Origin of the sequence: Mucilaginibacter paludis DSM 18603 (genome assembly GCF_000166195.2) — a bacterium.
GTDB lineage: Bacteria > Bacteroidota > Bacteroidia > Sphingobacteriales > Sphingobacteriaceae > Mucilaginibacter > Mucilaginibacter paludis.
This window is the reverse complement of record NZ_CM001403.1, coordinates 7,420,457-7,438,053: the sequence shown is the minus strand read 5'-3', so window position 1 is coordinate 7,438,053 and position 17,597 is coordinate 7,420,457. Positions and strand designations below refer to the sequence as shown.

Here is a 17,597-nt window from a genome sequence, read left to right as displayed (position 1 = left end):
AAGTATTTTGATCAATTTGATATTGAGTTGATAATTCAGTGTTATTTGCCTGCTTTATAAAAAAAATCGGGTGTAAACTTAAGCATAACATACGCCCAGGTTCCGTTTTTTTTGTAGGTGGATGCTACAGCATCTGTTGTAGCCTGGCCCTTGGCAAAAGGCATACTATCGGTAGCATCCATCAACGAATAACCAAATTCAATATTGGTAAATTTATTGGTGTTATAACTTACCTGGAAATCGGCTTCGTTACCCAGGTGCTTATCAATCAGGGTACCATCGGCCTTTTTCATATCATTATTCAGCGCAAAATAGTGCAGATCCAAACCCAGGGCCAAAGCTTTGCCGGTGTATTTAAACTTAAGGTAAGGGTTTACCAGGCCGCCCTTTGGCGAGCCGCTGCCTGCATAAAAATAATCCATATATCCCCAAAACTTGTGTGGGGTGCCGTACAGGGGGTCAAAGGTATTATTTTTGCCCGAGGCGATATCGGCCGGATCTGTCCCCGAAAGTACATCATAACCAGGGGCAACGCTAAACCAGTCTTTTTGGTAAGTGGCCTGGATGCTGTAATGATAAGCATTCATACCCAACCCATCGCGATCTTTTCCCTGCTGACGGTAATAAGCGGCTTGCAGGGCTATTTTGCCGAAGCCCGAAGCATTACCCAATGTAGGGCTAACCATTAAGCCGTAGGTATAGCGTTTATTGGTGGAGTAGTCGAAGGCATCGGTAGTGCTGGCAGCCACAAAGCGCCTGCCGTAAACATACCCGGCGGCGGCACTGCCCACCGAATCGAGCCGGTATTTGCCAAAATCATCATTAAAAAACAAAGCCGATATTTTGGTTTGATTGATTTTTTTGCTGATATATAAACTGGTGAACGATTTATAGTTTTGCGTGGCTGCGTTAGTGCCCGGCGGGTTGGCATAAATTGGCGTACCTGTTTTTGAGCTATTGTTACCCGCGCTGCCACCTGCGGCCAAGGGCACCAAACCCGCCGGAGCAGGTACCAATACACCTAAACTATTTTTAATGTATGCCGGTAAATTGCCCGGTATATAATTGGTATTGGTTGTACCTACATTATCGGCATTTTGGTTAAAGGCATAACCAAGCTCAACCTGCCAGCCATGATGCATCGCTTTTAACAAAGCCATGTCATGCTGGCGTGCCTGTTGCAGCCAATCCAGGTTGCCAATTAAGCGCGAATCATCGTAAATTAATTCCTGACGGCCTATTTTAAGCGAAAGCAGATCAATCCATTTAAAGCCAATAGATGTATCAGCCTTGTTAGCCAATACCCAATCAGCCCAACCTTCGTGTAACGACAGCCGATTACCATCGGCGGTTGAAATGGTGGAAGCATCGGCACCCCAAACACGCACATCCTGAACACTGACGCCAAAGGTCAACCTGTCCCATTTATAACCGAAGTTTAAGCGGGTACGCTGCGAAATAAAACCACCATCTTTTGAGCCGTCGGCTACCAGGTTTCCGTAACCGCTACGGTCTTCAGCACGTACACGCATCTGGCCGGTTAAAGAGATTTGACAATGGCCTGCGGACGAGGCAAAAAGACCCGAAATTAAAAATACAGCAAAAAGCCTGCAATTGTGGAGTACAATTTTATACATTTGTTAAGGTTTTAGAGTTTGTTAAAGCACTGAACTAATTTGCCCGCCAGGAATGCGACCTCCTGACGGGTTTTTTTATTTGGCGTATACCTGAATTTATTTCATCAATTTTTTCTTTTTTGGGATGATTTATTTAACCGAATCACTTTACAGGTATAAATATATCAAAAGCAATAATAAAAAGCAATAAAAATCACAAAAACTATAAATTAATATGACTTAAATCACAAAAAACTAAATAAAATGCAAAAAAACAAATCACATATCGCTTTTTAAAGCACAATTAATCAACTTAACAAAAAACTTTACTGAAAAACCAATACAAAAACCGATCAAAACCCAAACAAGCTCCAAAAAAATCAATAAAAAAGCCAAAACAACACATTATTCAATAAAAGATCTATTTAATTTATTTCGATCATGATATTTAGATGTTGTTATCCTTAATATTGCACAGATTATATTTACATCATTTTACCAAATGAAAAAAGCTAAAAGCGAGTGCGATTTAAAAAGTTGTTTCTTGTGCAGGATGTGTGTTAAAGAATGGCTGCCAGCAGTAAGTGCCAACCGGAAAAATTTTGACGTAAAAAAAGGAGAAGTTATTTTTAAAGAAGGCGACCCAGTTACCGGAGTTTGCTTTGTTTACTCGGGCAATGTTAAGGTTCATAAAAAGTGGGGAAAAGACAAAGAGCTGATTGTACGCTTTGCCAACAAAGGTGCCATATTTGGCCACCGCGGTTTAATTACGCCCTATTACCCGATATCGGCCACGGCACTGGAACCCACAACGGTTTGCTTTTTCGACCTGGATTTTTTTAATTCGACACTGAAGGTCAATCATGATTTTACCTATAACCTGCTCTTGTTTTTATCACAAGATTTGCAGGAATCGGAAAAGAGGATGCGTAACCTGGCGCACATGTCTGTAAAAGGCAGACTTGCCTATTCGCTACTTTCACTCAAGAACCAGTTTGGACTGACCGAAGATGGAGCTATTAATATCGATATTACCCGGCAGGATATTTCATCCTTTGCGGGGGCAACTTACGAGACCGTTTTTAGAACGATGAACGAGATGGTAGCCGAGAAGCTCGTTACCCTAAACGGAAAAAATATTTTCATCAGCAACGAAGAAAAACTGACTGAACTAACAACAGATAGCTTTCTGGAACAGTAGCGCATACAAATTAAACCTGCCCGATATAAACGCGGCCATCCGCCACCTTTACCGGGTAGGTTTTTATTTGATAATCATCGCCACTTAAACACTCGCCACTATACAGCGAAAATGTTTTTTTATGAAACGGACACGCTACCTTTGGCTCACAAGCATCGCCGGTACTACCAATCATACCGCGCGAAAGCGCCATCTGTTGCTTATGCGGGCACAAGTTTTGAGTTGCAAACCACTCGCCGCGGCGGGTAAAATTATAAATGGCTACCTGCTCGTCACCAAGCTTCACACAGGCGCCGCCATTTTCGGGCACATCATCCGTGTAACATACCATTTGCCAATTAAGATCTGTTAATGTTTCCATTGTTTTATTTTGGTAGCCTAAAAAATCTGGCGAAGTCAAAAGTTTAGATTGATTTTTTTTGCGCGGAATTGAAAAATATATTTTTTTTTGCTGGAGGCAGCAATTAACCTACGCCCCCCTTCCACACGCTACCACTCTTTAGCTTTAACCTGATCGCGAAGCGGCTCAAACTCAGCATTCGGATCTTTTTCGGTTGGCGCGTTTACAAAATGCGCGAAGCGCTTGCGGAGTTCGGGGCTTTCAACCGCCTCTTTCCATTCACAATGATAGGTATCAATCAATCCCTGTATCTCCTCCTGCAGTTGGCTGCAAATCCCTAAACTATCGTTAAGTATTACATTTTTAAGATAGCTCAGCCCGCCCTCCATTTTGTTAAGCCAGGTAGCGGTTCGCGTAAGCGGATCGGCCGTTTTAATATAAAACATCAAAAACCTGTCGAGGTATTTAATACAGGTTTCGCTGTCAATATCGGCAGCCAACAATTGCGCGTGTTGCGGTTTAGAGCCGCCATTGCCGCAGATGTATAAATTCCAACCTTTTTCGGTGGCTATAATTCCAAAATCTTTAGCTTGCGCTTCGGCGCATTCGCGGATGCAGCCACTTACACCCCCCTTCAATTTATGCGGCGACCGGATCCCCTTATACCGGTCTTCAATCCGAATGGCAAAACTTACGCTGTCGTGCAAACCAAACCTGCACCAGGTACTACCCACGCAACTTTTTACAGTACGAAGCGATTTGCCATAAGCATGTCCACTTTCAAAACCGGCAGCAATAAGCTCTTCCCAAATCGTCGGCAAATCGGTTAAATGCGCGCCAAACAAATCAATGCGCTGCCCACCGGTTATTTTGGTATATAAACCATATTTTTTGGCCACCTGGCCAATCACAATCAATTTATCGGGCGTAATTTCTCCTCCCGGAATACGTGGCACAACAGAATAAGTGCCACCCTTTTGTATATTGGCCAAAAACCTGTCGTTACTATCCTGTATCGGCGCCTGCTTTACAATCAAATCATTCCAAAGACTTGAAAGGATACTCGCCACTGCCGGCTTACAAACCTCGCAGCCATCCCCGCGGCCAAAATGATCCAAAACCAGATCGTAATTTTTAATCTGGTTCAAGCGGATCAAATCCAGCAACTCCTGCCTGGAGTAATCAAAGTGCTCGCATATTACATTTTTCACATAGGTACCATTCGCTTTAAGCGTGCCGGTAATCAAATCCTTCACCATCGGGATGCAACCACCACAACCCGTTCCGGCCTTGGTACATTTTTTCATACCATCTACGGTAGTGATATTTTGCACGGTAACGGCATCGCAAATAGCGCCTTTGGTAACGGCCTCGCACGAGCAGATGAGCGCCTCATCCGGCAAACCCATCACCCCTGCACTGGCATTTTCTTCGCCTCCCCTGACACCCAAAATTAAATCTTCCGGATTGGGCGGCAACACCAGCTTATTGTTTACGGTTTGCAGCAGCATGTTATACGCATCGGCATCGCCAATTAAAATACCGCCGAGCAAGTATTTACCATCGGTAGTAATATTGATCCTTTTATAGGTTCCCTTATGGGTATCCTCAAAAACAATGGTGCGGCAATCGGGCTCGGTAACAAAGGCATCGCCAAAGCTGGCTACATCCACACCTATCAGTTTGAGCTTAGTACTCATATCATAACCACTGAATGACTTATCGCCTTCGGCCAGGCAGGTAGCTACAATGTCGGCCATTTCATAGCCGGGAGCAACCAAACCGTATATCATACCTTCGTATAAGGCACATTCGCCAATGGCAAAAATATACTCGTCGCTGGTTTGCATTTTCTGGTTAACAGTTATGCCGCCGCGCGTGCCCACCTGCAAGCCTGCCAGCGTGGCCAACTCATCCCTCGGGCGGATACCGGCCGAGATCACCAGCATATCAACCGGGAGCACGGTTTCGTCATTAAATTTCAGGCCGGTGATGGCATGATCGCCGGTGATGGACTGCGTACTTTTATTGAGGTGGATATTTAAACCCAGCGATTTTAGTTTTGATTGCAGCATACCACTCCCCATCGAATCGATTTGCCTTGGCATTAAGCGGGGGGCAAACTCTATCACGTGCGCTTGTTGAATGCCCAGATCAAGCACTGCTTTGGCAGCCTCCAAACCCAATAAGCCACCACCCATTACAGCACCTACCTTAGCGTTAACAGCCCAGGATTTCATCAACTCCAGATCTTCAATAGTGCGATAAACAAATACGCCATCCTTTTCAACACCCGGAATATCGGGCACAAAGGCCGAGGAGCCTGTTGCAAGCACCAGGTAATCGTACTTTAAAGTTAGGCCCTTTGCGGAGTGAACTGTTTTATTTACCCGGTTGATCTCTTGTACCGGATCGCCGAGAAAAAGCGTGATATCATGATCTGCATACCACGATAAGCTCGACATGGACAGATCGTCGGCTGATTTACCATTGAAGTACTCGCTCAGGTGAACCCTGTCATAAGCATGGCGGGGTTCTTCTCCAAAAACGATGATTTTAAACCGGGATGATTTGGATATGAGTTTTTCACAAAACTTATATCCTACCATGCCGTTACCTACTACGATTACCGTGGGTTGCGACATACAGAAAGTTTTAAAGTGTTAAAGCAAAAACCACAAAAAACATTTAACTGCGACCTCAAACATTTTATGTTAGACAATTATAGCTATAAAAATTGATTTCTCATATAAAAAATTAATTTTTATATGATTTAAACAATATTCTATTGAAATTTAATTTAATTAACATTAAAAAAACATGATTTAAAACATTAAATTGATAAATTTTGTAAATTAGCAGATATATAAAGATATAACGCATTAACAAACAGGCAAAATCATCATAAAATATCAATTAAAATGAAAATAAGGATTAAAGGAAACTCATTACGCTATAGATTAAGCAAATTAGAGGTTGAACTTTTTACCGAAACAGAAAAAATAGCTGAACTCACAGAATTTGGTAACCAATCGTTACAATATGTATTGCAACGCTATGATGGCGATGAGCTTTCGGCTCAGTTTAACAACAACACCATTACCCTTTTTATGCCCGCGACTATGGCAAACGAATGGGCTAATACAAACCGCGTGGGATTTGATAACGGAACTGCACCTTTGTTTTTATTGGTGGAAAAAGACTTTCAATGCCTTGATAACGTAACGGAAGATCAGAGCGATAACTATCCTAATCCCTTGCTTAGATGCTGAGGCATAAACCCGGCGAAAACATAACCATTGCATTTACCATCAACAAAGAAAAAGTATTGTTTTATAGTTAAGATTTAAACTGGATAGCCGCGCCTGATGAGTTTGAGTTGAAGCCCCCCCGACGATGTAGGCTTAAAAAACAGTTTTGAATTGACAGCTTAAGACACCACAACGGCCAAACCATCGCGATAAGCAAGTTTTAATTGGTTATCTTTTTTGAGCATATTCAACACCGGCATTTTTTTTCTATTTTAGGCGGGAGTGCCTGCCGATATAGTCACCAGAAAAACAAGCTACCATGATGAAATATCCCATCGTTTTTATTCTATTTATGGCCATAAACACCCTTGGCCTTGCTCAAAACATGAATTACGGTGGGCTGGTAACGGATAATTATTATGAAGAATTGCCCTACGAGTTTATAAACGGCAAAATTGTTATTGAAATAGAAATTGGAGGCCATCAAAAAAAATTCCTGCTTGATACCGGCGCCCCCTGCCAGATCAGCAGGGAGATAGCCGACGAATTAAACATCGGTCAAAAAAACTCGAGTAAGGTTATTGATGCCTATGGCAATACCAACATTAATGGTATTGATCTGATCAAAAGTATTAAGTTGGGTGGTACCGAATTTAATAACGTACCGACCCTGATTGGAATACCGGAATTTTTTAAATGTATAGGCGTGGAGGGCATTATTGGAAGCAACCTGCTGCGCAAAAGTATTATCCAGTTTATCAGCAGTAAAAAAACTGTAGTCATTACGGATGATTTAAATCGATTGCCTTTTAAGCCCTCAACCGCGAGCAGGCTCAATACCAAAGCTGATAACCAGAGCAGCCCTTTTATCCAGGTAAAAATAGGCGACCAGTTGAATGGCGAATTTTTATTTGACACGGGCGACTCGGGTTTGATGATGATTTCCAATAGCTATATGGATAATATCAAACAACAAAACATTTTCCGAAAGATAGCAACAGGCTACGGAGCCAATTCCTTTGGTGAAAATGGTGCAGAACAACGGGCTATTAAATACCGCATCAGTTTCCATAACATGACCATCGGTAATATCGACTTTAAAAATGTGATTACAGAAACAGCTTACAATAACCACCAAACAGGTACCATTGGCTCAAAATTACTTAACTACGGCACCATTACGATTGACTTTATACATGCCAAGTTTTATGCAGATCCTACCAACACAGAAAATGACCTGAACGAAAAAAGTTGGCCCCTATCACCCGCCTATAGCGATCACAAATTAGTAACCGGCATAGTTTGGGAAAAACTAAAAGACAGTGTTAAACCAGGTATGCAAATTATTGCCATTGATGGTGTGGCATGCGAGCAGATTGACCTTTGTAACCTTTTAACCCAAAAGTCGCTTCTATTTGGTAAAGAGCACGCTACAATAACAATTAAAAACGATAGCGGCACTATCACTAAGCTTGTTATAGATAAAGAGTAAAACTATTATTAAGTAAACATCACTTAGCGGGAGCAGGTAAGCCCAAACGGTGCTCTTGTTAATCAAAACCCTGACTTTTAACTCCGTACCGAACAGCAATCTATTGGCAAAAAGACATAAAAGAACTACTTTTTTAAACAGTGGCTTAAATTGATGTAATATTATGAGTAATGGCCCCGGCCAACCGAAAAAAAATTAAGGAAGACTTTTGAACCTCGCAGACTGTTAGGTGCAGAAAGAAAAGAACGCAAAAGCCTGACTACACGCCGGGCCGGGAGCTGGCCTCGCGCGCGGAAGGATCGGGCAGTCTTGATTTCTTTGGTTACTTTTTATATCAAGACAAAACTGCGTTAGCAATCATTCACACCAAAAACAAACAATAGTGAATAATGTGACAAGCCCCTTCCCCGGGCTATTGAGCGGGACGATGTTGTAAATTAAGAATACGGATTATTAACGCAAAATAAACGATTGACAATCACCGTACCCGATATGCTGCATACATATCGCGCGCAAAAGATCCGTCCTCGCGTCGGGATGACATAATGGAGTGGAATTTAACGCTAACAATCAACAACTTAGCATCACGCCATTATAAGTAACGGACCCGGCCAACCGGAAAAAAATAGGGATGACGTTTGAACCTGTAGGCCTATTTTGCGCAAAAAGAAAAGTGCGCAAAGGCCTGACTGCACGCCGGGCCGGGTTTGGCCTCGCGGGTGGAAGGATCGGGCAGTCTTGACTTTTTGGTTCTTTTTTGTCAAGAAAAAAGAACAAAGCCTTTCCCGCGGCGACTGAGCGGGCCGATGCTTTAAATTAAGAATACTGTATATTAGAGCAATAATATACAGTATGACAATCAACAACTTAGGCGATTGAAATGATAAGCCGCATCAAAAAACACCTCGTACAAGGCCATGCCGCACGTCCTTCGACTACTGAGCCTGACGAAGTATCAGGATGACCGCTTTCGCGCACAAAAAAAGGGCGAGTCATACTGAGTAAGGATCCGGCTATAAATTAAGAATACTGATTTTTGTAGAAAAAAATACGCACTGATAATCAAAAACTTAACATGACGTCATTATAGGTAATGGACCCGGCCAACCGGCAAAAAAATAGGGATGACGTTTGAAACCTGTAGGCTATTTTGCGCAGAAAGAAAAGTGCGCAAAAGCCTGACTGCACGCCGGGCCGGGAGCTGGCCTCGCGCACGGAAGGATCGGGCAGTCTTGATTTCTTTGGTTACTTTTTATATCAAGACAAAACTGCGTTAGCAATCATTCACACCAAAAACAAACAATAGTGAATAATGTGACAAGCCCCTTCCCCCGGCCATTGAGCGGGACGATGTTGTAAATTAAGAATACGGATTATTAACGCAAAATAAACGATTGACAATCACCGTACCCGATATGCTGCATACATATCGCGCGCAAAAGATCCGTCCTCGCGTCGGGATGACATAATGGAGTGGAATTTAACGCTAACAATCAACAACTTAGCATCACGCCATTATAAGCCAGCGGCACACTCAACAATATTAGATACCTGCTTATCCAACTCTTGAATTGTTGCTTCCATCAACGGCAGATAAATTGACTTTTCCATCATTCCCTCGTCGCGTAGCAAATTAAGTAAACCCATTAATGTACAAACCGGGCCGCGGATATCGTGCGATTGCATGAGCGATATGGCCCTTAATTTGGCATTTTGCAATTCAATTTTAGCCTCGTAATTTTTCCGCGTGGTAATATCTGTCGCATTAAAAACAAGTCCTGCAATTTGCCTGGTGGTATCGTAAGCAGGAGCATATTCCGCCATCCACCAAGTTGGGATATTATTAATCAGGTTCAGTTTACGCTCAACAGTAAAAGTTTCGCCAGCGAGCGCGCGCCGGCAGTTGGTCAACAATTGATCAGCCAGTTCATCATTAAGATAATTGATAACAGGTTGCCCAATTTTAATCTGTTTATTAAAAACAGTTTTGATCAAACCTACGGAGGCTTCATTAAAATCAACAACGTTTAAATGCTTATCTAAAATGATGTGATAGCTTTGCAAACTATTAAATACCGCGTTATATTTTAAACTCAGTTTATCCAATTCGGCCTGTAAACGCATGATTGTTTTTTATCGTGATTCTGGCGTGTCGTCAGTTCGGCATCTGAGCCGCCGGGCAGCGCCTTCTTAATGCATTTTAAATATAACACGTGGTTAAAGGGTAAGGGCTTGAGTATTTCCATGATACTGTTTTATTTATGAGGTAAGGGCTTATCCAGATAGATATGTACATCACATCATAATAATCAAGCCAGTATCAATCACTACGTTTAATCCTGTTACAGAGGCATATCCAAAATATCATTAATAAAAATCGTATGTAAAAGAGGTCATCATATCGCTAATTATCCAACAACAAAAAAAATCAACTACAGCAATCGCCATTTAAACACAAGGCTATCAACGGGAAACTTTCAAAATAAAAAGTATTCATATTACCCGATCCCTTTTTATATCACATTTTTATTACAGTTAATGTTAAGGAGCCGTTACAAATTACTACTTTAATAATGTATTTTTGATTAGTTAATATATCATCCCCAGGTAATCCGCAAATGTTGAGGTCTGTTTTTCATTTCCTTGTTTTTTTATTGGTGATGTATGCCGGAACCACAATGGCGCAATGCCCAACAAACATTGGTTTTGAACAGGGCGACTTTACCGGCTGGGAGGGTGATATAGGCACCATTGAAAGAAACTCCGGTGCCATAACATTCACCAATCACATTATTGTTAATGGCTTGCAAAGCATTATTACCAGAGCATCACAACAGGTAGATGAATTTGCCGGCTTTAAGCTTGCCAGCCCTAACGGCAGCAATGCCATTGCCAAACTGGGTGATAAAACCACAGGCAGTAAAGCACAAAGGCTAACCTACACATTTACCGTACCTGCCAACAATAACAATTTTAGCTTAATTTATTATTATGCCGTTGTTTTAGAAGACCCCACTGGTGGAAATCACACCAATGCGAATAAGCCAAAGTTTACCGCCGCTGTATTTAACGTATCGGATAATAAATATACTGATTGTGCAAATTTCAACTTTGTATCCATAAGCAATTTACCCGGTTTTAAATTTGCTCCAACGCAAAATAGTGCAAACCAGTATAATGATATCTATTACAAAGACTGGTCGCCGGTAACGATTGACCTACGGGGCTATGCAGGCAAAACATTGAGATTGGAGTTCACAACTAATAATTGCGGCCCAGGGGCACATTTTGCTTACGCCTATATAGATATTAATCAAAATTGCACTTCGCCGGTTACCGGGAATGTAATTTGCGATATCAACAAGCCAGTTACACTGGTTGCCCCATCGGGCTTTTTGGAATATCACTGGTATAAAACCAAAGATCCTAACATCGAATTATCTCAATCACCAACTTTCAGCATATTTCCGCCACCAGAAGCAGGCACACAATATTCGGTGCGCATAGTCCCCTACCCTAATTTGGGATGCGAGGATATTATTACCACCACAATTAAAAATTCAAACAACTTAGTCTTCAATGTAACCCCACAGTTGTACGCTTGTAAAACCCCCGGTGCAGATATTACAACGCCCGATATAACAGCGGGTACCGACAAGGATTTCACCTTTGCTTATTATAGCGATATGGCTTGTCAAGATCCGGTTATTGATCCTAAAGCCATTACAGAAGCACGCACTTATTATATCAAAGCTATTGCTGATACATCGGGCTGCGATTATGTGAAACCTATACAGGTCATATTTAAACAGGCGCCAAACTTAGTTATCCATAACCCGCATGCTGTATGTAAGCCTAATATGGTTGACGTTACAGCAGATACAATAACTACAGGAAGCACTTTTTACGATAAATTAGAATATTATATAGATGCCAATGCTACCATAGCATATCAAACCCCCAGCCAGGTTTCGGCCTCAGGAACCTATTATATTAAAGCAATAAACAGCGCATCCGGATGCTATGATATCAAACCAATAACTGTTTTGGTAGATGAACTTCCCATTTTGCAAACCCGTACCATTTATGGGTGTGGTACAGCAGATATTACTGTGGACTCGGTTACCAGGGGCAGCAGCTTTTACGGCTTGCCTACTTACTGGAAAGACGCTGCCACCAGTATCCCTTTAGATAACCCAAAAGCTATAACAGCATCAACCACCTGTTATATTAAAGTTGCCAATGCCGCAGATTGCTTTGTAACAGCACCCCTCACGGTTAAAATTTTCGCCTATCCGCAAATCCAGGTCACCAATCCTGCTTCTGTTGTTTTCCCCACTACGGTGGATATAACGCAAGCATTTACACACAACGATACTACCAGCTACTTTTATTACCGTGATAGCCTTGCTACTAAAGTACTAACCAAGCCCGAGACGGTTACCCGTGCCGGAACTTATTATATTAAGGCTATAAACGGCAACGATTGCGCAGTTATAGAGCGGGTAAAGGTTGATATTGCCAAACCACCCGATGTTAATTATAGCGTAAATACCTTTACCCCTAATGCCGATGGCAAAAACGACGTTTTCCATATTGTTATACCAGCAGCTATCAAGCTGAAACACTTCAGGGTATATGGCTCCTGGGGCGGTTTGTTATTTGAAACATCAGATGCGGAGAAAGGCTGGGATGGTACCAGCAACGGTAAAAAAATGGCCGTGGGCACTTACTATTGGATATTTGAGGGATACGATACTTATATTAACCAGGAGGTGAAAAAATCGGGCAGTATTAGTATTGTGATGTAAGCTAATGTGCGTATTTTAGCGGATATAATACTTTAAACAGTACAGTATTCACTCGGGCACAATTCATCAAGCATTAAACATATTAAGATAAAGTACCGGTATGATATATAGCAAAACAACTGGTAAAGGCAAGCACCATATTATTTTCGCACACGGAAATTCCCAATCGCACCAGGTTTGGGATGAGGTGGTTAATGCTGAATGTTTAAAACACTATACCAGGATTGCACTTGATCTTCCGGGACATGGTAAATCATTCAGGAGTGAGCATCCGGCTACGGATTATACCTTGCGGGGCATGGCACTACACCTGCAAGATTTTGCTAATCAGTATTCCGACCATGGTTATATTATGGTAGCCAACTCGCTGGCAACAAATTATATTGCTGAAAAAGCTTACGGTTATCAAAACTGTAAGGGGGTATTTTTAACAGGCGCCAGCATCATCGGCGAGAATATTACACCCGGAGAGATTATTCAACCCAATCCAAATTTCGGTGCGACGTTTTCGGCCACCGCTACCGAAGCCGAATTAAACGCCTTAATTGATGACGAGGCCTACCACATGCCCAACCATTTACGGGAGCAACTCAAGGCCTTATACCGTAACACCGACCCTAATTTGCGAACTACCCTCGGCCTGTCAATTGCCAACCAGGAATATACAGATGAGATAGGAAATTTATGGAAACAAAACATCCCTATAGCCGTGGTTAACGGCGCGGATGATAAGTTAACCGTTCCGGACTATATGAAAGGTATGGGTCTGAAAATGTGGAGAGACCGGATTATCATCATACCCGAGGCCGGCCATTGCTGCCATCTGGACGAGCCAGAACTTATTGCAAACCTGGTAGCTGAATTTGCTTCCGAGTGTTTTAAATAACACGGTTGCGAACAGCCATCACAACAAGTTCCGTAACGTTTTTGGCGTTAGTTTTACGAAGCATATTTTGTTTGTGGTTGACTATTGTATTCTCGCTGATGTTTAATTTGTCGGCTATTTGTTTACTGCTCAACCCTTCGGCTATGTAAACCAATACCCCTTTCTCCCGTTTAGTAAAACCGGCCTCCTCCTGGTGGGGATAAAAGTAATTAGTCTCCACAACCTCCTTATACCACGGGTTCATTTTTTCGATGCTGTGCACTATAACCGTATCCGTTTTAACATCGGTAATATCAACTACCATACCCATGCTGTACAAAGGTAAGCCAGTTTCTTTCGAGGTAATGTAAGTACTTCGCTGCAACACTTGCGCGTATGTTTTATCGCTTCGTTTAACCCTGAAATTGTTTGAAAACAAGTAATGATTATGTAAATGCTGGGGTGTACGTTTTAAAAAAGTTAGATTACGCGAAAATATTTCCTGATTATATATTTTAAAATCGTCCTTGTGGTATACATCGATCAATTTTTCGAGACGCGATTCGATAAAATCCCTGGGATGGTAACCCGAAATCAGATGAATGGCATCAGTCATGACGAGGTATTGATGAGCGCAATAGTCGATGACGTAAAACAACGGAATGCCATGCTGATTAGTATTGCCAAACTGCTTAAACTGTTCGAGCAAATTATTAATATCCTCAAGATCAGCAACTTCGCTTGCATACCAGGCATTTTGCAAATGCCCCTGGTAGGTAAAATCCAAATCTTTTTTGGTTTTCATAAACATTTAATTAGGTGGGTATAATATACGTTAAAAAATAAGTATTTCATTGAAAAAATAGTAATAATCTACTATTTTTTCAATGAAATACTACCTATAAATTTGATCAGGTAATGAAGCTTAAATAAAAATTAAAACGAATCAATACAGAAAACAAAAAAATTAAACTATTATGAAATAATACACTGATTTTAACGGAACCACCAATAAAAAAACTGTATATCAACTCATTGCTATTACATCGTAGTTTTATTCATCAAGCTTTTACAATTTAAAAATTACAATAATTCGATCACAATTAACTCAGGCCATCGTGCCGTGTTATAGGCAGCTCGAGATATCAGTTGTGAGTTTGCGTTCCCAAAACTAAATCAATACGAAGGTTTTCAATACCGTAAAAACACGTTATTAAAAGCTATTATTTACCCGTAAATATTGTTCTTGTATATCCCAAATTTGATTAAACAATAACTCAAACCCTTTTTAAAATGAAACACTATTTACTCATCATTCTGGCTGTGTTTCCCTTTTTGAGCCAGGCTCAAAAAGCTACCACACAGCTTCCGCATCCGGTTTCGGTACAACTGCAGGCTGGCACCCAAGGTATTGGCGCTGATGTACGCTACGGCGTTTACCCCAATCTATCGGCCAGGCTTGGTGGTAGTTTTGTACCCATTAACACCGGCAGCAGTTTAAGCATATCGGGTTTTAATACCGATTACTCCGCCGATGTAAAAATTTTCAATGTGCACTTGTTGGCCGATTATGTACCCTTCAAAAACATCAAGAACTTAAGGGTAGTTGGCGGCGCCGCTTATTTATATAAAGCAAACGGCGGCTTAGTGTTGTCGCCTACAGGCAGCTACACCTTCGGCAATTATAACCTAACCGGGCCCGAAATTGGCAAACTGGATATGGATGTGAGTTGGAAAGGTGTTGCACCCTACCTGGGGGTGGGATTGTTTAAAAGCTTCCCCAGCAATTTATTCAACTTTAACCTTGACCTGGGCACTTATTATCTTACCGCACCGAGTACCCGCATCACAGGAACCAACTTATTGGTTGACAATAATCAACTGGAGCCTCAATTTAATGATAACCTGAAAGGCTACCGCTGGCTGCCTGTACTACAATTAAACTTCAATTTTAAAATACGATAATATACTATCCATATGAAATACTTTCTTATAACCATAAAGAAATCGCCGAGAACGGCCCTATCGTTTTTTGCATTGGTGAGTGCCCTGGTTATTGGCACATATGCCTGTAAAAAACCAACTGAAGGTATCAACATTATCGTTAATACCGGAACGTTATCTAAATCACCCGTACTGATCCATTTTACCAATGCCAATATAACATCAACCAACCAGCCAGGTGATTTTGCTGTTAACGTTACCGGTAAAGATTCGGCCCTGGTACAAATGGATGGCGGCGGTACAAAAATTACCGCTTCGCACGGTTTTTTACCACTATCGTTAACGCGCGTTGCAACCCCTTCTAAAAACACACCCATATCATTCAATGTATCAGCATCCGTTCCCGGGTTTACACCGGTTACGCAAACAATCACATTGAACAGTGATACTGCAAAAACCGTATTCGAAATTAAGCTGATTGAGTATGCCAATCCGGCACCCGGAACAACTGCTCTGGTAAGCACATCGCCACTTTCTGCAGGAGCCACAACAAGCGTAATTAACTTAACAACGCCCACCACATCATCGGTACCGCAAAGTGCAACACTAAGTATACCCGCCGGAACACAAATGCTTGATGCCAGCGGTGCCGTAATTAATGCCGGCACCCTGAACGCCAACATCGTTCAATTTACTTCGGGTACTCCATCAATCATCAACTCATTTCCGGGAAGTATGAAAGCTAACCTGGCGCTTGATAAAAATGGAAAATTGATACAGGGCGGTGTAAATTTTGTAACGGGCGGTATGTTAGCAATTAATATGACAGCGGGCACAAGTACCGTAAAATCGTTCTCAAAACCAGTTAGCATGAGTATTGAATTGCAATCAGGCTTAATTAACTTTGGCACAGGTAAGGCAGTGGCTGTTGGCGATACCATTCCGTTATGGAGTTACAATGAAAGCAACGGTGTTTGGAAAAACGAGGGAACAGCAATAGCTTACATAGATGCTAATAATAAACTGGCCGCAACAGCAAATATCACCCACCTCTCCTATTGGAACTTAGATTGGTCATGGGGGTATTTTGGCGGATATAATACCTCATATAATCCTTTGTCCATTAATCTAACTTCCAATTCAACCAACTGGCATGGGCTTTACGAAGTACAATTACAATCACCCGATGGCAATTACCTGGCTGGGTTTCACTCCTATCAGCCTCAGTATGATTACTATCAAACTTATGTAAGATATACTTATTACTACTACTGGTATGGCTTTACGTATAGCTGGTTCGATTATTACTATTATACTCAATACAACAAGTACGGTTTTGGCCTTAGTCAGATACCTTACACCTCGCAGGCTAAAGTTGTGGTTTATGATTTAATGCAAGGTTACGCTAAGGTTGGCGAAAGCGCTGTTTTCAATCCGATTAATGCCGGAAGTGTAACTGTAAATGTTACTACGCCGCCACCGCCAGACTATGTTAAGGTAAACTTTAACCTCAAGGGACACTGCTCATCTAAAGACGTTAATATAGGCATTTCGGGCTGGTTCTTCCTTTATAACTATAGTGCCGCCTTGAGGGGCCAGTGGGCTTATACTTATGTTTACATCTATAATGGTCAAATATATAACTTCGGTTATAACGACAATGCTCAAATCAGTAACAGTGGAGGAGCGCTTAGCGGATCAATTCAAATGATCAATGGAGACCAGTATTTTATAGAAACTTGGAATAATTACAATTGGTATTATACATCGTTTGTATTTAGCAAGTCAAATTTCTCTCTACCATCGTCCAATAGCATAAGTGGAAGTGTGGTTTACAATAGCAGCACAAATACCGCAACGGTAAATGGTACTATCAGTGTAAATTGTAATTGATTGAGGTACTTAACCATAATTTAAGAAAAGCCGGATGTTAAATAACTAACACCGGCTTTTCTATTGCCCCCCTCCCCAGATTTAGAGTGCAATAGTCGATCTTATTGGTCTGGCACTTTGATTATTCATATTTTTTTCTTATCTTCATTAATGAGCCGGTATTCCCGGTTCTGTTATTATACGA

Annotated in this window: 12 protein-coding genes; 7 read left to right on the top strand and 5 right to left on the bottom strand. The window is 41.6% G+C overall.

Going from position 1 to position 17,597, the window contains the following annotated elements; genetic code table 11:
* Window positions 1–41: 41 nt before the first annotated feature.
* Entirely contained in the window at window positions 42–1,637 is a 1,596-nt protein-coding gene (locus MUCPA_RS31610) for an alginate export family protein (RefSeq protein ID WP_008512176.1), read from the bottom strand.
* A 481-nt stretch (window positions 1,638–2,118) separates the two neighbouring features.
* Here MUCPA_RS31610 and MUCPA_RS31605 point away from each other — a divergent pair, with 481 nt between their 5' ends.
* Window positions 2,119–2,817, top strand: coding sequence for a Crp/Fnr family transcriptional regulator (locus MUCPA_RS31605; RefSeq protein WP_008512174.1), 699 nt, complete (start codon window positions 2,119–2,121; stop codon window positions 2,815–2,817).
* A gap of 10 nt (window positions 2,818–2,827) precedes the next feature.
* Here the strand turns inward: MUCPA_RS31605 and nirD are convergent, their stop codons facing one another.
* Both nirD and nirB read right to left on the bottom strand, forming a co-directional pair.
* Window positions 2,828–3,178: a nitrite reductase small subunit NirD gene (gene nirD, locus MUCPA_RS31600; RefSeq protein ID WP_008512172.1), complete on the bottom strand. Its 351-nt coding sequence runs from the start codon at window positions 3,176–3,178 to the stop codon at window positions 2,828–2,830.
* Between the two features lie 128 nt (window positions 3,179–3,306).
* Window positions 3,307–5,802, bottom strand: a complete 2,496-nt coding sequence (gene nirB / locus MUCPA_RS31595; protein WP_008512170.1) for a nitrite reductase large subunit NirB — start codon at window positions 5,800–5,802, stop codon at window positions 3,307–3,309.
* Window positions 5,803–6,078: 276 nt separating this feature from the next.
* Here nirB and MUCPA_RS31590 point away from each other — a divergent pair, with 276 nt between their 5' ends.
* Both MUCPA_RS31590 and MUCPA_RS31585 read left to right on the top strand, forming a co-directional pair.
* On the top strand, window positions 6,079–6,429 hold the full coding sequence (locus tag MUCPA_RS31590) for a DUF7009 family protein (protein WP_008512168.1): 351 nt from the start codon (window positions 6,079–6,081) through the stop codon (window positions 6,427–6,429).
* 298 nt (window positions 6,430–6,727) lie between these two features.
* Window positions 6,728–7,900: a retropepsin-like aspartic protease gene (locus MUCPA_RS31585; protein WP_083839398.1), complete on the top strand. Its 1,173-nt coding sequence runs from the start codon at window positions 6,728–6,730 to the stop codon at window positions 7,898–7,900.
* A gap of 1,515 nt (window positions 7,901–9,415) precedes the next feature.
* Here MUCPA_RS31585 and MUCPA_RS31580 read toward each other — a convergent pair.
* Window positions 9,416–10,024: a PAS domain-containing protein gene (locus MUCPA_RS31580; RefSeq protein WP_008512164.1), complete on the bottom strand. Its 609-nt coding sequence runs from the start codon at window positions 10,022–10,024 to the stop codon at window positions 9,416–9,418.
* 494 nt (window positions 10,025–10,518) lie between these two features.
* Between MUCPA_RS31580 and MUCPA_RS31575 the strand changes: the two genes are divergently transcribed.
* Both MUCPA_RS31575 and MUCPA_RS31570 read left to right on the top strand, forming a co-directional pair.
* Window positions 10,519–12,711 carry a T9SS C-terminal target domain-containing protein gene (locus tag MUCPA_RS31575; RefSeq protein WP_008512160.1) on the top strand — a complete coding sequence of 731 codons (2,193 nt, stop codon included), beginning with the start codon at window positions 10,519–10,521 and terminating at the stop codon, window positions 12,709–12,711.
* A 100-nt stretch (window positions 12,712–12,811) separates the two neighbouring features.
* Window positions 12,812–13,597 (top strand): alpha/beta fold hydrolase, encoded by a 786-nt coding sequence (locus MUCPA_RS31570; protein ID WP_008512158.1) that lies wholly within the window; start codon window positions 12,812–12,814, stop codon window positions 13,595–13,597.
* Here MUCPA_RS31570 and MUCPA_RS36560 read toward each other — a convergent pair.
* The gene (locus MUCPA_RS36560; protein ID WP_008512156.1) at window positions 13,590–14,381 is read right to left on the bottom strand and encodes a response regulator transcription factor; all 792 of its coding nucleotides are present in this window, start codon (window positions 14,379–14,381) and stop codon (window positions 13,590–13,592) included. The two genes, MUCPA_RS31570 and MUCPA_RS36560, sit on opposite strands and share 8 nt — an antisense overlap.
* 488 nt (window positions 14,382–14,869) lie before the next feature.
* Between MUCPA_RS36560 and MUCPA_RS31560 the strand changes: the two genes are divergently transcribed.
* Together MUCPA_RS31560 and MUCPA_RS31555 are read left to right on the top strand one after the other, a co-directional pair.
* Window positions 14,870–15,541, top strand: a complete 672-nt coding sequence (locus MUCPA_RS31560; protein WP_008512153.1) for a hypothetical protein — start codon at window positions 14,870–14,872, stop codon at window positions 15,539–15,541.
* Window positions 15,542–15,553: 12 nt separating this feature from the next.
* Window positions 15,554–17,413: a hypothetical protein gene (locus MUCPA_RS31555; RefSeq protein ID WP_008512151.1), complete on the top strand. Its 1,860-nt coding sequence runs from the start codon at window positions 15,554–15,556 to the stop codon at window positions 17,411–17,413.
* Window positions 17,414–17,597 lie beyond the last annotated feature (184 nt).